General features: G+C 55.8%; 13 protein-coding genes. 12 read left to right on the top strand and 1 reads right to left on the bottom strand.

Annotation, left to right across the window (positions count from 1 at the left end; all coding sequences use genetic code 11):
- Positions 1–148 precede the first annotated feature (148 nt).
- The 3 genes from fumC to scfB all read left to right on the top strand — a co-directional run bounded on the left by fumC (position 149) and on the right by scfB (position 3,353).
- Positions 149–1,516 (top strand): class II fumarate hydratase, encoded by a 1,368-nt coding sequence (fumC, locus tag GCWU000341_RS05810; RefSeq protein WP_040653742.1) that lies wholly within the window; start codon positions 149–151, stop codon positions 1,514–1,516.
- 143 nt (positions 1,517–1,659) lie between these two features.
- Complete coding sequence (gene scfA, locus GCWU000341_RS05805; protein WP_021774277.1) at positions 1,660–1,806, top strand: six-cysteine ranthipeptide SCIFF; 147 nt, start codon at positions 1,660–1,662, stop codon at positions 1,804–1,806.
- A gap of 161 nt (positions 1,807–1,967) precedes the next feature.
- Positions 1,968–3,353, top strand: coding sequence for a thioether cross-link-forming SCIFF peptide maturase (scfB, locus tag GCWU000341_RS05800; RefSeq protein WP_009214883.1), 1,386 nt, complete (start codon positions 1,968–1,970; stop codon positions 3,351–3,353).
- Positions 3,354–3,463: 110 nt separating this feature from the next.
- On the opposite strand, the gene GCWU000341_RS12625 is transcribed toward scfB, so the two are convergent.
- Entirely contained in the window at positions 3,464–3,877 is a 414-nt protein-coding gene (locus GCWU000341_RS12625; protein WP_196794804.1) for a zinc ribbon domain-containing protein, read from the bottom strand.
- A gap of 721 nt (positions 3,878–4,598) precedes the next feature.
- On the opposite strand from GCWU000341_RS12625, the gene GCWU000341_RS05790 reads away from it, so the two are divergent.
- From GCWU000341_RS05790 to mutS, 9 genes are all read left to right on the top strand, one after another.
- Positions 4,599–5,558, top strand: a complete 960-nt coding sequence (locus GCWU000341_RS05790; RefSeq protein WP_040653739.1) for a phosphate ABC transporter substrate-binding protein — start codon at positions 4,599–4,601, stop codon at positions 5,556–5,558.
- A gap of 74 nt (positions 5,559–5,632) precedes the next feature.
- The gene (locus GCWU000341_RS13485; protein WP_009214880.1) at positions 5,633–5,809 is read left to right on the top strand and encodes a hypothetical protein; all 177 of its coding nucleotides are present in this window, start codon (positions 5,633–5,635) and stop codon (positions 5,807–5,809) included.
- A complete protein-coding gene (gene pstC / locus GCWU000341_RS05785) occupies positions 5,806–6,693 on the top strand; it encodes a phosphate ABC transporter permease subunit PstC (protein WP_009214879.1) in 888 nt (295 codons plus the stop codon). The genes GCWU000341_RS13485 and pstC overlap by 4 nt, the downstream gene beginning before the upstream one ends.
- On the top strand, positions 6,690–7,625 hold the full coding sequence (locus tag GCWU000341_RS05780) for a PstA family ABC transporter permease (protein WP_009214878.1): 936 nt from the start codon (positions 6,690–6,692) through the stop codon (positions 7,623–7,625). The genes pstC and GCWU000341_RS05780 overlap by 4 nt, the downstream gene beginning before the upstream one ends.
- Before the next feature lie 26 nt (positions 7,626–7,651).
- Positions 7,652–8,437 carry a phosphate ABC transporter ATP-binding protein gene (locus GCWU000341_RS05775; protein ID WP_330360379.1) on the top strand — a complete coding sequence of 262 codons (786 nt, stop codon included), beginning with the start codon at positions 7,652–7,654 and terminating at the stop codon, positions 8,435–8,437.
- Positions 8,438–8,482: 45 nt separating this feature from the next.
- Complete coding sequence (locus tag GCWU000341_RS05770; protein WP_009214876.1) at positions 8,483–8,950, top strand: HAD family hydrolase; 468 nt, start codon at positions 8,483–8,485, stop codon at positions 8,948–8,950.
- Positions 8,951–9,178: 228 nt separating this feature from the next.
- Positions 9,179–10,330, top strand: coding sequence for a sigma-70 family RNA polymerase sigma factor (locus GCWU000341_RS05765; protein WP_050761957.1), 1,152 nt, complete (start codon positions 9,179–9,181; stop codon positions 10,328–10,330).
- Positions 10,331–10,471: 141 nt separating this feature from the next.
- Complete coding sequence (gene miaB / locus GCWU000341_RS05760; RefSeq protein ID WP_009214874.1) at positions 10,472–11,911, top strand: tRNA (N6-isopentenyl adenosine(37)-C2)-methylthiotransferase MiaB; 1,440 nt, start codon at positions 10,472–10,474, stop codon at positions 11,909–11,911.
- Between the two features lie 25 nt (positions 11,912–11,936).
- On the top strand, positions 11,937–14,639 hold the full coding sequence (mutS, locus tag GCWU000341_RS05755; RefSeq protein WP_009214873.1) for a DNA mismatch repair protein MutS: 2,703 nt from the start codon (positions 11,937–11,939) through the stop codon (positions 14,637–14,639).
- Position 14,640: the final 1 nt, after the last annotated feature.

Genomic DNA, 14,640 nt, shown 5'->3' with positions numbered 1-14,640 from the left:
CCTTTTTCCTGAATCCGCAATCCCGGACGGAGAGGCGCGGGAAAATTTCTGTTTTGCATCTGTTTTTGATGTTACAATGAGCAGGAAGAGTTTGATCCATAATAAGGGAAATTTCGATAAATGTCTATGGAGAGAGGAGAGCGCGAGGATGTATGAGTACAGGATAGAGCATGATACGATGGGAGAGCTCAGGGTCCCGGCGGAGCGTCTCTGGGGGGCGCAGACAGAGCGCTCCCTCGAGAATTTTCGGATCGGGACAGAGGAAATTCCGCGGGAGCTGATCCGGGCGCTCGCGCTTTTAAAGTATGCGGCGGCAGAGGCGAATGAGGAGCTCGGAATGCTCGATCAGCCGAGAGCAAAATGCATTCGGGATGCGTGCAAGGACATTATCGACGGGAAGTATTCGAAGGAGTTTCCGCTTAAGGTCTGGCAGACAGGCTCCGGGACGCAGAGCAATATGAATATGAACGAGGTGATTTCGCATATTGCCATGAGGGCGGATCCGGGGATAGAGATGCATCCGAACGACCATGTCAACCGATCCCAGTCCTCCAATGATATCTTTCCGAGCGCCATGCATGTAGCGGCGCTTTTGGGGATCCGGGAGAGCCTTTTGCCCGCGGCGGATGGTCTGATCGAAAGCATGAAGCGGCTGGAGGAGGAAAATCGCGAGCTCATAAAGATCGGCCGCACGCATTTGCAGGACGCTGTGCCGCTTCGCTTCAGTCAGGAGATCTCCGGCTGGAGAGGGATGCTGGAGGAGTCCCGGGAGCAGATCCTGGAGTCCTCGGAGCGACTACGGAGGCTTGCCGTCGGCGGTACCGCGGTGGGAACCGGGCTGAACTGCCCGGAGGGCTTTGACAGACTCTGCTGTGAGAGCCTGTCAAGACTCACGGGAGAAAGCTTCTCGCCGGAGCCGAACAAGTTTCATGCTCTTAGCGCAAAGGACAGCTATTCGTATCTCAGCGGCGCCCTGAGGACGCTGGCGGCGAATCTCATGAAGATCGCGAATGATGTGCGCTGGCTCTCCAGCGGGCCGCGCTGCGGACTTTGCGAGATCAGCATCCCGGAAAATGAGCCGGGGAGCTCCATCATGCCGGGGAAGGTCAATCCGACGCAGTGCGAGGCCATTACGATGATCGCGATTCAGGTGATGGGAAACGATGTGACGATCGGTATGGGGGCGAGCCAGGGAAACTTTGAGCTCAATGTCTTTATGCCGGTCCTGGCCTATAATATGATGCAGTCGATCCGTCTCCTAAGCGATGGGATGCTCTCCTTTGACAGGCACTGCGTGAGCGGCATCCGGGCAAAAAGAGAGAATATGGAGGAAAAGCTCCAGCGTTCTCTCATGCTCGTCACCTGCCTCAGCCCCCGGATCGGCTATGAAAATGCCGCAAAATGCGCGCACAAGGCCCTGGAGGAGGGGATTAGTCTGAAGGAGGCGGTCACGGTGCTGGGCTTTCTCGACGCCTCGGAATATGAGGAGGCGGTCCGCCCGGAGAGGATGCTGTGAGATTTTGAGGGAGCGAAAGACGTCGGAGAGAATGCGGGCTCTACGCTCCTTGACAAGCCTTCCGTATCCTGTGTAGAATAAAAAAGCGGGATCATCCCGATTGCGCGCCGATTCGGCGCAGTTTTCAGAGAAAGAGGACGGCTATGAAGCATATCATCACCTTGAACACAAGAGACATGGAGAAGAGCATGGAGAACGGAGGCTGCGGCGAATGCCAGACCTCCTGCCAGTCCGCCTGCAAGACAAGCTGCGGCATCGCGAACCAGCAGTGCGAGAAGGAAGGAAAGTAAGCTCCAATCGGCGCTTCGTTTTTGTCTCTCGGCCGGGGCGGGAATGTCCCGGCTTTCTCATGCCGAAGTTTCGCGCCGCTGTCCCATGCGGCCGCGGAGTCCGGCTTTTCGGGTCTTTCTGCGGAGCGGCTTTCGCCCGAAGGAGACCGACAGGACAGAGCATGATTCATCAATATAAAATGAATGGCTATAATATCGTGATCGATGTCTTCAGCGGAAGTGTCCATCTCGTGGACGCTCTCGCCTACGACGCGATCCGCCTTCTGGATCTCGGGAAAAGCGAGGAGGAGGCCCGGGAGGAGCTTTTGAAGGAGAAGCCGGAATACAGTGAGGAGGAGCTTCGAGACTGCTTCTCCGATATACGGGAGCTTGTCTCCGAGAGGAAGCTTTTCTCCAGGGATATCTATGAAAATATCGCGGGGAGGCTGAAGCAAAGCTCCAATGTCATAAAGGCGCTCTGCCTTCTCGTCTCGCACCGCTGCAATCTGAACTGCTCCTATTGCTTCGCCTCTCAGGGAAGCTTCTGCGGGAAGCAGGGACTTATGAGCTTTGAGACCGGGAAGAGGGCGCTCGACTTTCTGATTGAGAATTCCGGGAGCCGGAGAAATCTGGAGGTGGACTTCTTCGGGGGAGAGCCGCTGGTAAACTTCGAGGTCTGCCGGAAGCTCGTCTCCTATGCCAGGTCCATCGAAAAGGAGCACGGGAAGAATTTCCGTTTTACTCTGACGACAAACGGAGTCTCTGTGACGGACGAGGTGATCGAATGGGCGAACCGGGAGTGCTACAATGTGGTCCTGAGTCTGGACGGAAGGCGGGAGGTCAACGACCGCTTCCGCGTGGACAGCGGGGGAAGGGGGAGCTACGAGAGAATCGTGCCGAACTTCCGGAAATTCGTGAAGGCCAGAGGAGACAGGGGCTACTATATGCGGGGGACCTTTACGCATTATAATACGGATTTCACGGAGGACATCTTTCATATGGCGGACGCGCTCGGCTTTACGGAGCTTTCCATGGAGCCGGTTGTGACTTCTCCGGAGGATCCCTGTCATCTGACGGAGGAGGATCTCCCGAAGCTCTATGAGCAATACGAGCTTTTGGCAAAGGATATGATTCGCCGAAGGAGGGAGGGAAAGCCCATCACCTTCTATCACTACATGCTGGACCTTGACCGTGGCCCCTGTATCTACAAGCGGATCTCCGGCTGCGGAAGCGGCACGGAATATATGGCGGTTACGGCCTGGGGGGAGCTCTATCCCTGCCATCAGTTTGTCTCCGATCCGGAATACCGGCTGGGCGATATATGGAAGGGAGTCACGGAGGAAAAGATCCGGGATGCATTTCGCTCCTGCAATATTTACGCCCGGCCCGACTGCAGAAAATGCTGGGCACAGCTCTACTGTGCCGGGGGCTGTGCCGCCAACGCGCTCCATGCTGTCGGCGATATCCACGGCTGCTATGAATACGGCTGCAGGCTCTTCCGAAAGCGGATCGAGTGCGCGCTTATGATGAAGGCGGCGGAAGCGCAGCAGCCCTGTCCTGTCTCCTGAGAGGGAAGGATAGCGTAAATGAGCCCGGATTCCGTGGGAATCCGGGCTCATGATCTTACTCATCTAATATGTCTTGGTCTTCCGTAATCCTGTGAGACGGCATATAGCTTTTAATAGTAATAATCAGGTATAATCGCTCTGAATACCAGTGCGCTGCAGGAGAAGACGAGGAGGAAGATCACCAGGAAAATCAGCATAAGGCAGAGGAGGGACCTCGAATAGTTTCTCAGATTGATGTTCGTCGTTCCTCCGAAGCTGAAGATCAGGATGAGGATGAGCCCGACAAGCGGAATCGAAAAGAGGAGGAAGTAGCCGACATAGCCCCACATAGTGATCGGTCTATACTCCGGCGGGATTGCCGGTTCTCCATAGTTTTGCAGCGGAGCATTCTGCTGCTGCGACTGGTAATATTGATTAAAGCTTGCCCCGGAAGCACTGCCTTGCTGCCTGGGAAGCTCCGTTCCGCAGTGATCGCAAAAGCGCTGACCGTCCGGGTTCTCATTTCCGCAATTCGGGCATTTCATAATGGACTCCTTCCTTTTTCCTGCCAGTGGGACGGAATGCAGCTCTGAGAAGAGCTGCGCAGACTGTACTGCCGGTGATTTCAGCATAAATGTCCGCTCTTTTCCTCATTTTATCATAGATGAGGCGGGCTGAACAGATCCATTCCCCTTATGCAGGTCTTTTTCGACCTCGTGTTAATTGCCGTTCGAAGTTCCGCCTGAAAATCGGAAAGGGGGAGCTTAAGGAAACACCGATTCAATCAGAAAAATTACATGCCAACGGGCGTGATGCCGAAAAAGCGTGCGGAACACCGGTACTTGATGAACAGGAGTGTAACGAGGCGTGAATTTAGTACCGCTGCGTGGAGCCCCGAACGAGAGTGCCTTTTGAGGCACAAGCCATGGCACATGAGTCATGAATAAATCAGTATTTCCTTAATTTTTTAAACCGGAAGCTCGGATTTCAAGCGACCTCTTTTTCTGCTTTTTCCGGCCGATGAAAGGGCGGGATTTTTCGCGGTTTTGATATAAAAAAACGCTATACATTCATGAATATCTATAAAAACATAGGACTTGACCGAAGCACAGTCTATGTCTAGTATCCAAGGTGAATGCGCCAGTGGGAGCTCTGCGGCGCCTTTTTGCTTTGTCCTTTGGGACGGTCAAAGGAAATGGCGGCAGGGGGAAATACCGCAAAAGTCTCCGTTTGTCGAAAGAAAAGAGGAAAAGAAAAGAGGGAAAAATGAAGAAAAAAATCAGCTTATTACTTGCCGTTCTCATGCTGCTTTTCTCCGTCGCAGCCTGCGGCTCCGCTCCTTCTTCTAAGGATCAAAGCGCGTCCGGCACAGCGGAGGAGAGCAAAGCCTCGTCGGATGCGTCCGGCTTTAAGGCACAGATTCTGTTTTGCGGCTCTACCTCGCTCTATCCGATCCTGTCTTCCCTGGCTTCGTCTTTTACGGAAAAATATGAGAGCTGGGATAAGGTGGACCCCTCCTTTCCGAAGGAGAATATCTCCATCTATGTTGCGCCGGGCGGCTCAGGGGTCGGCGTGCAGGCGGCTATCGATAAGACCGCGGATTTCGGGATGCTCGCCCGCGACATCAAGGACTCCGAGGTAGAGAAGCTCGGGGCGGATTATCAGAGCTGGGTTGTGGCAAGGGATGCGCTGACGGTCTCCGTCAATGCGAAGAATCCTGCAGCGGAGAAGCTGGATAATCTGGATACGGAGATGATACAAAAGATTTTCGACGGGGAGATCGGCACATGGAAGCAGGTAGACGACAGCCTCCCGGATGAGCCGATCAATGTATACATCCGCGATCTCTCGGGCGGCGCCTATGAGGTATTTCAGAAGGCGATCATGGGGGATAAGGAGATCACTCCCTCCGCGACGCAGTCCGCTTCCATGACGGAGCTTGCGACCAATGTTTCGAATGATCCCTGGGGGATAGGCTACGTTGGCTACGGCGCATTTAATAAGGCGAACAAGGAGGCCGTTTCGCTCAAGGCCTTTAAGGTGGATGGGATCGAGGCGACAAAGGAGAATATTCTGAGCGGAAGCTACAAGATCCAAAGACCGGTCATGTTTGTGACGGGAGAGAAGCCCGCAAAGAATGAGGAGGCTTTCATCGACTATATCTTTTCACAGACGGGCTATGATGTCATAGAGGCAAACGGATATATTCCGGCCTTTACGGTATAAGCGCCCAGGCTTTTATCGGGCTCCGGGAAGGACGCTGCATTCACAGCGCCATCGAAGGGGAGAGGCGTAGGCTGATGCTTGCAGCTATAGTGAAGGCGAGGAGGCGGACGAACTGTGCGCAAAGAGGCAGAGAGACGGAGGAGCTGGAGAGGCGGAGAGGCAGAGAGACAGGGAAGCGCCTCTCAAAGAAGCCGGCTGAATTCAGGCGGGCGCAGGAAATTGCCGTTGTGGATGTGGGGAGGCGAAAATGAGAAAAATGGAAAACAGGCTTTTTATCGGCTGCCTCCTCCTTCTCCTCTCCCTGACCGTGTTTTTGCTTCTCTTTGTGATGTATTTTATCGCGAGAGAGGCTCTTCCGACCTTTCGCGAGCTTTCGCTTTTTTCTTTTCTTTTCGGAGAGAGGTGGATGCCCGTCGATCTTGGGGGCGAAAAGGCGTTCGGAATCTTTAACTTTATCGCGGCGACGGCTGCGGTCTCCTTTCTTGCATTGATTTTCGCAGCGCTTCTCTCCATCGGTGCCGCGCTCTGTCTCTCCTGCTTTTTGAGGGAGGAGCTGAGAGACTTCCTCTGCTCTGTGATCGATATTCTGGCCGGAATTCCCTCGGTCATCTATGGCTTTATCGGAATCGAGCTGGTGACACCTCTTTTTATCCGGGCCGGGGTACATACCGGAAGCTGCGTGCTCGCGGCCTCGCTGGTCCTCTCCGTCATGCTGCTTCCGTTTATGATCGCTTCGCTCAGCGAATCCTTCCGGAAGCTGAAGGAACGGTATTATCCGGGGGCGGAGGCCATGGGGATCAGCCTGAGCTATACCGTTCGCAGCCTGATTTTGCCGCAGGCCGCGGGCAGCATCCTCATCGCCCTGATCCTTGCGCTCGGGAGAGCGATGGGGGAGACGATGGCGGTTATGATGCTCGTCGGGAATGCCAATCTCTTCCCGAGGATCCTGGGAAAGGCTGAGACCATCGCCTCGCTGATCGCTCTGGAGATGGGGAGCGCGGAGGCGGGAAGCACGCATTACCATGCGCTCTTTGCGGCGGGCTTTGTGCTTCTCCTCTTTCTGTTTTTGATCAATTTCACAATCGGGCTGATCCGGAGCAGGCTTCCGGATATCGAGGAGGAGAGATATCTTTGAGTCGGAAGAAAAGGGAGAGAGGGCATATCCGGGGGATAAGATCCTCCTTTACTGCGGAAGACGGAAAGCGGGGCCTTTCTCCTTTAAGGAGGGAATATTTTTTCGGCCTTCTGCTTCGCCTCTTTTCGGCGCTTTCTCTGGGAGCTTCGGTCTTTTCGGTCCTTTTTTTGATCCTTTATATTCTCGGCCGCGGAAGCTCCGTGATCTCCCCCGGCTTTTTGACCAGGGCTCCGGCGGGCCTGGTCCTCGGGGAGGAGGGCGGTATCGCCCCTGCCATTACGGGAAGCCTGCTTTTTTCAGGGACCGCGGTGCTTCTCGCCGGGATCCCCGCGATCGCCGCAGCGCTTTATCTGGTCTTTTTTTGCAGGAGCAGATGGATGCGCGCCTCGATTCGGCTGGTGATCCAATGCATATCCGGGATTCCGTCCATTGTGCTCGGGCTTTTCGCCTACAGCTTTTTGGTCCGTTCTCTGGGGCTTGGGAGATGCGTCCTGTCCGGCGGAGCGGCGCTTTCGATCATGATCCTCCCCTTTATTGAGATGCGGGCGGAGAAGGCGTTTTTGGAGCTTCCGCAGGAGCTGCTGGATGCCTCCACGGCTATGGGCTGCTCTCCGGCCTGGACGGTAAAGAAAATGGTGCTTCCCTATTGTCTTGGGGAGTTGATTTCCGCCCTGCTTCTCGGCGGATGCTTCGCGATGGGGGCGACCGCTCCGATTCTTTTTACCGGCGCTGTCGCATTCTCCGCCCATCCGAAAAGCCTCCTGGAGCCGGCGATGGCTCTTCCCCTGCACCTTTACCTCCTGATCGCGCAGGGCGCGGGCTCTTTGAGGACGGCCTACGGGACGGCATTTGTCATGATCGCTGTTCTGCTTTTGTGCAGGCTCGCCGCAGCAGCATATGCCCGATACCGGGAAAGGCGGTGGAGAGGATGAGGGAAGTCATCGGGGATGGAGGAAAGATGGAGGAGCTTGAAAGAAAAGGGGAGGACAGCGGAGAGGAGAGCACAGCCGCGATGGAACTCAGGGAGCTGAGCCTTTCCTACGGCAGGAAAACCGTGCTGGACAGGATCTCTTTTTCGGTTCCGAAACATAAGATCACCGCGATACTGGGGGCGTCTGGCTGCGGGAAGACGACTCTCCTAAAATGCTTAAACGGCATGATACGGAATCTGAGGGAGGCCAGGCTGAGCGGAGAGATCCTCTTAAACGGGGAGTCCGCTTCGGCTCTTCGGACGGAGGAGCTTTGCAGAAGGGTCGGGCTGGTCTTCCAGACACCGACGCCCTTTCCCATGTCCATCCGGAAAAATATGTGCTATGGTCTTCGCTACTACGGGAAGAGGGATCGCTCGGAGCTTATGCGGATCACGGAGGAGAAGCTTAGGATGGCGGGGCTTTGGGAGGAGGTGAAGGGGGAGCTCGATCACAGCGCCCTGAAGCTTTCCGGAGGGCAGCAGCAGAGGCTTTGCATCGCGCGCGCTCTTACGGTGGAGCCGGAGGTTCTCCTTTTGGATGAGCCCTGCTCCTCGCTGGACATCGTCTCTATGGGGCAGATCGAGGAAATGCTGAAAAGGTGCCGGGAGAGGTACAGCATTATACTTGTGACACACAATATCTCCCAGGCGAAGCGCATCGCGGATGAGGTCGTATTTCTGCATCAGGGGCGGCTTTTAGAAAGAGGGGAGAGGGAGAGCTTTTTTGCGGGAGCAAAGAGGGAGGAGACGAGGGCCTTTCTCCAGGGCATATAAGGCATACAGGATGGACAGGAAAGGATAATAGGATAGGGGGCGGAAATGATAGAGATCGAGATTCCCGGAAGGGAGAAGCTGCTGCTTAAGACCCTGCTTTTAGATTACAACGGAACCATCGCGGCGGACGGCATCCTGCTCCCCGCCCTCTCGGAGCGGATTAAGGAGCTTCAGAGGAGACTTTCCGTGAAGCTTTTGACGGCGGATACCTATGGAAGCGTGCGGAGCCAGTGCGATGCGCTCGGGATCGAAATCTCGACCTTTCCGAGGGAGGGGGCGGCGGGCTGCAAGGCCGAGATCGCGAGCTCCTGCGGCGGGGGAGTCGTCAGTCTCGGAAATGGATTCAACGATATCCCGATGTTCGACGCCTCCCTTCTCTCCATCGCGGTGCTGGATCGCGAGGGACTCTGCGCCTCCCTTCTCTCCCACGCGGATGTGCTGGTGCTCTCCGCCGCAGACGGTCTGGATCTTCTCCTAAAGCCGGACCGCCTGAGGGCGACGCTTCGAAGCTGAGAAGACCTTTTCACGCTCCTATTTCGGTCCCCTGCCTTTTCGCAGGGAAGAAAATACTGTTTTATCGAAGAAAACGAAAATTTGCTCTTACAATTTTACAAAATCGCTATTCATATTTTACGGAAAATGTTCTAAAATATGAATTTGTGTCGAGGATTGAAGCGCTTAAGAAACGGATAAGAGATGCAGAAGAAAAAGACGGATAAGGAAGCGGAAGAAAAGAGACAACTGGGGAAGACCGAGCTTCTTGAAATCGTGAGTGAGCTGATTCAGGAGGGAAAGGAAAATAAGGACTCCATCGATGAGACTGAGCTTGCCGATGCATTTCGAGGCTATGATATCCCGGAGGAGCAGTTTGAGCATATTCGAAAATATATCGAAGAGAGCGGCGTCGAAATCAATCCGGTGCTGAGCGACAGCATGCTCTCCCAGATCGAATCCGGGGAGGAAGACGGGGAAATGGAGGCGCTTTCCAGTGAGGAGGAATTTCCGGATGAGGAAGAGGAGCGCCTGGATCTGGAGTCTCTGAGCCTCTTAACCGGCATCGAGACGGATGATCCGGTGCGCTTTTACCTGAAGGAGATCGGCACGATTCCGCTCCTAAGCCCGGAGGAGGAGAAGGAGCTCGCCAGGCGGAGCAAGGAGGGGGATCCTCTCGCAAGGCAGAGGCTTGTGGAGGCGAATCTCCGACTGGTGGTGTCCATAGCGAAGCGCTATACCGGGAGAGGGATGAGCATACTGGACCTCATCCAGGAGGGAAATCTCGGACTGATGAAGGGCGTGGAGAAGTTTGAACCGGACAAGGGCTTTAAGCTCTCCACCTATGCGACCTGGTGGATCCGCCAGGGCATCACAAGGGCACTTGCGGATCAGTCCAGGACGATCCGCGTCCCGGTTCATATGGTGGAGAGCATCAACAAGGTGACGAGGACGCAGAGGAGACTCACTCTGGAGCTCGGCTACGAGCCCTCCCCGAAGGAACTCGCTGCGTCTCTTAATATGACGGAGGAGAAGCTGAAGGAGATTTTGGATGTCTCGAAGCAGCCGACCTCTCTGGAGACTCCGGTCGGAGACGAGGAGGATTCCAATCTCTCCGATTTTGTCGCGGATGAAAAGATGATTTCTCCGGAGCAAAACGCCGCAAACGTCATGCTCCGGGAGGAGATCGATAAGCTTTTGGAGAATCTGAAGGACCGGGAGAGGGATGTCCTGATCCACCGCTTCGGGCTCCACGGGGAGGAGTCCCACACGCTGGAGGAGGTCGGGCAGATGTTCGGAGTCACGAGAGAGAGGGTCCGGCAGATTGAGGCGAAGGCACTGAAAAAGATCAGTCTCCCGAAGTATAAAAATGCCCTTGCGGGCTTTCTGGAGGACAGCTAGGGCGGGGGAGAGAGTCCTATTTTGACACAGAGACAGCATTTTGCTATAATAAATCCTCATGCCGCGGGGGGCCGCGGTGTGGGGATTTCCTGCGTCCGGACAAGGAATACGGCGGAGGAGAGAGCGGGGCGAAAGGACAGGATGGAGAATAATCTGGATTACAGCGGCTCGGAATGGGGGCCGGAGGCTCCTTCCGGGGAGCCGGGGCGGCAGTACTATTTCATGGACAGGGTGAGAGAGCTCGTGGAACGGAAGAAGAGGGAGGGCTACGGGGCGAGCTGTCTCGTCAATGTGATCGGCTGCCAGATGTCCGCAAAGGACGCAGAGAAGCTGAGAGGCATCCTGAAGGGCTGCGGCTACCGGGAGGCGGAGAGGGAGGATGACGCGGACGTCATCCTTTTTACGACCTGCACCGTCCGTGAGAACGCGAATCAGAAGCTCTACGGCAGGATCGGCCGTCTGAAGCATCAATGCGAGAGACGGAAAGGGATGATCCTCGGCATCACCGGCTGCATGATGCAGGAGAAGGACGAGGTCGAGACGATCCGGAAGCGCTATCCCTATGTGAAGCTCATCTTCGGAACGCATAATGTCTATAAGCTTGCGGAGCTTCTCTACCGGACGCTCCGAAGGGATGAGCGGACAGTGGAGATCATCGATGACACGAGTCTCATCGTGGAAAATCTCCCCTCTCTGAGAAAGACGGACTTTCGGGCTTCTGTGAACATCAGCTATGGCTGCAATAATTTCTGCACCTATTGCATCGTCCCCTATGTCCGGGGGAGGGAGAAGTCCAGGAGCTCGGAGGAGATTCTGAGAGAGTGCCGAGATCTGGTCAGAGACGGGGTGAAGGAGATCATGCTCCTCGGACAGAATGTAAATTCCTATGGACTGGACAGAGAGGAGCTCCGTTTTCCGGAGCTCCTCCGAAGGGTATCGGAGATTCCGGGGCTTCGAAGGATTCGTTTTATGACGCCGAATCCGAAGGATTTTTCGGAGGAGCTCATCGATCTCATCGGGGAGAGGGAAAATATCTGCAGGCATATTCATCTTCCGCTGCAGTCCGGTTCCACGGAGGTCCTTCGGAGGATGAACCGGCATTATACGAAGGAATCCTATCTCGCCCTCGTCCGAAGGATCCGGGAGAAATTGCCGGATGTGAGCCTCACGACCGATATCATCGTGGGATTTCCGGGGGAGAGCGAGAGAGACTTTCAGGATACGATGGATGTCGTCCGGCGTGTGGGATTTGATTCCGCCTTTACCTTCGTCTATTCCAAAAGATCCGGGACGCCCGCCGCAAAATGGGAGGGAGTTTCGGAGGAGCTTGTGAAGGATCGCTTTCACCGCCTCCTCGATGCCGTGCGGGAGAGCTCCGCGGAGAATGAAGGGCGGGATATCGGAAAGGTCATGGAGGTTCTGGTGGAGGAAAGGGACAGGGAGAAGCCGGGCTTTCTCACGGGCCGCCTCTCCAACAATATCCTCGTCCATTTCCGGGGAGGAGAGCGGCTCATCGGGGAGCTTGTGTCCGTAGAGCTTTTGGAGAGCAGGGGCTTTTATTATATGGGAAGGCTGCTTTGAGGGCTGCGGGAAAGAGGGGAGATGCATGGCGGAGAAAAAGTTCTCACCGATGATGCAGCAGTATCTGGATAGTAAAAAGGAGTATCCGGACGCGCTTTTATTCTACCGGATCGGCGACTTCTATGAGATGTTCTTCGAGGATGCGAAGAAGGCCTCCGAGGCGCTGGACCTCGTTCTGACCGGGAAGGACTGCGGAGGCGGAGAGAGGGCGCCGATGTGCGGCATCCCCTACCACGCGGCAGACAGCTATATTGCAAGGCTTGTCTCCCGCGGCTACAAGGTTGCGATCGCGGAGCAGATGGAGGATCCGAAGCTGGCGAAGGGCCTTGTAAAGAGGGAGGTGATCCGGGTCGTCACCCCGGGGACCCTCACAAGCGAAAGCGTGCTCGATGAGCGGAAGAACAATTTTCTGATGAGCATCTTCTACGACGGGGCGCGCTTCGGCGTTTCGACGGCAGACATCTCGACCGGGGAGTTTCTGTGCACGGACTGCGGAGAGCGGGGAGAGCTTCTGGATGAGATCTCCCGTTTCTCCCCCCGGGAGATCGTGTGCAATCACAGCTTCATGATCTCCGGGATGGAGATCGAGGAGCTCAGGGAGCGCTTCTCTCTCCTTGTGACGGAGCTTTCGGACAGTGTCTTTCAGGAGGAAAATGCGGACCGCCTTCTGGAGAGGCATTTTCACGCGACACTGTCCGGGATCGGCCTCTCCGACAGGGAGCTGGAGAAGCTTTCCGCGGCGGGGGCTCTCTCCTATATCTATGAGACCCAGAAGGGCTCTGTCTCCCATATTGCAAATATACGCCGCTATCAGAGTTCACAGTTCATGATATTGGACAGCGCTTCGCAGCGGAATCTCGAGCTCACGGAGACGCTTCGGGAGAAAAAGAAGCGGGGCTCCCTGCTCTGGGTTCTCGACAGGACGAGGACCGCGATGGGGGCCCGTCTCCTCCGGCGCTTTCTGGAGCAGCCGCTCATAGATGTGGGGGAAATCCGACGGAGACAGGACGCGGTGGAGGAGCTCTGCTCGCATTATATCGAGAGAGAGGAGCTTTCGGAGTATCTCAACACGATCTATGATCTCGAGAGACTTCTCGGGAGGATCAGCTATCAGTCCGCAAACCCGAGGGATCTCCTTGCCTTTAAGCAGTCTCTTCGCCTGCTGCCGGATATCCGGCAGCAGATCTCCGGCTTTCACTCCGAGCTGATCCGGGAGATCTATGAGGAGATGGATGAGCTTTCGGATCTTTATCAGCTCATAGACGAGGCCCTTGTGGAGGATCCGCCTCTCTCCGCAAGAGACGGCGGACTGATCCGGGAGGGCTATCATGAGGAGGCCGACCACTTCCGGCTTGCCCGGAAAAAGGGGAAGGAGTGGCTTGCGGAGCTGGAGAGCTCCGAGAGAGAGAAGACGGGGATCAAGAGTCTTCGGATCCGCTACAACAGAATCTTCGGCTATTGCATCGAGGTGAGCAACAGCTTTAAAAATCTGGTTCCGGATTACTTTATCCGAAAGCAGACCTTGACCGGGGCGGAGAGATACACCACGGATCGGCTGGAGGAGCTCCAGAATGAGATCCTTGGCGCGGAGGAGAAGCTGAATGCGCTGGAGTACGGGATCTTCTGTCAGCTTCGGGACAGGATCGCGGAAAATATTCCGAGGGTGCAGAAAAGCTCCCGGGAGATCGCGCTTTTGGACTGCATGCTCTCTCTCTCCAGGGTTGCGGCGGAGAGAGGCTATGTCCGGCCGAAGATCAACAGCGAGGGGAGAATCCGGATCCGCGAGGGGAGGCATCCGGTGGTGGAGCGGCTTCTCCGCGAGGGGATGTTTGTCAGCAACGATACCCTTTTGGACAAGGGAGAGGAGCGGATTTCCATTATCACGGGGCCTAATATGGCGGGAAAGTCCACCTATATGCGGCAGGTTGCCCTCATTGTTCTCATGGCCTCCATCGGCTCCTTTGTCCCGGCGGAGGAGGCGGATATTGCGGTCTGCGACAGGATCTTCACGAGGGTCGGTGCCTCCGATGATCTCGCCTCCGGTCAGTCCACCTTCATGGTAGAGATGAATGAGGTCGCGAATATCCTGAGGAACGCGAGCGCGGATTCCCTTCTCATCCTGGATGAGATCGGGCGCGGGACCTCGACCTTTGACGGGCTTTCGATCGCCTGGGCCGTGGTCGAATACCTGAGCCAGATGGTGAAGGCAAAGACACTCTTTGCGACGCATTATCATGAGCTTACGGAGCTGGAGGGGAGACTTCCCGGCGTGAACAATTACTGCGTCGCGGTCTCAAAGCACGACGAGGATATCATCTTTCTCCGAAAGATCATCCCGGGCGGCGCGGACCAAAGCTACGGCATCGATGTGGCGGGGCTCGCGGGTGTGCCTTCCCCGGTGATCGAGCGGGCAAAGGAGATCTCCCGGGAGCTCTCTGACGCGGACATACTCCGAAGGACACATGAGCTCCCGGAGCCCTCTCTCTCCTCCAAAGAAAAGGGCGGAGAGGGAGAAAGGGAGAAGGGAGAGAAGGAGAGAGAGGGGGAAAGCCCGGGAGAGGCAGAGCCTCGGACCCTCCCCGGAAAAGAGGAGAGCGTGGAGGAAGCCGAGGCAGGGGCAAAAGAAGCGCTTCGCTGCCTCGCCTCTCTCGACTTAAACCGCATGACGCCGCTCGATGCGATCAATACGCTCTACGAGCTCAGAGAGAAGCTCTCCCTGGAGCACTGAG

This window comes from Oribacterium sp. oral taxon 078 str. F0262 (genome assembly GCF_000160135.1).
GTDB lineage: Bacteria > Bacillota > Clostridia > Lachnospirales > Lachnospiraceae > Oribacterium.
This window is presented reverse-complemented; position numbering and strand designations above follow the sequence as displayed.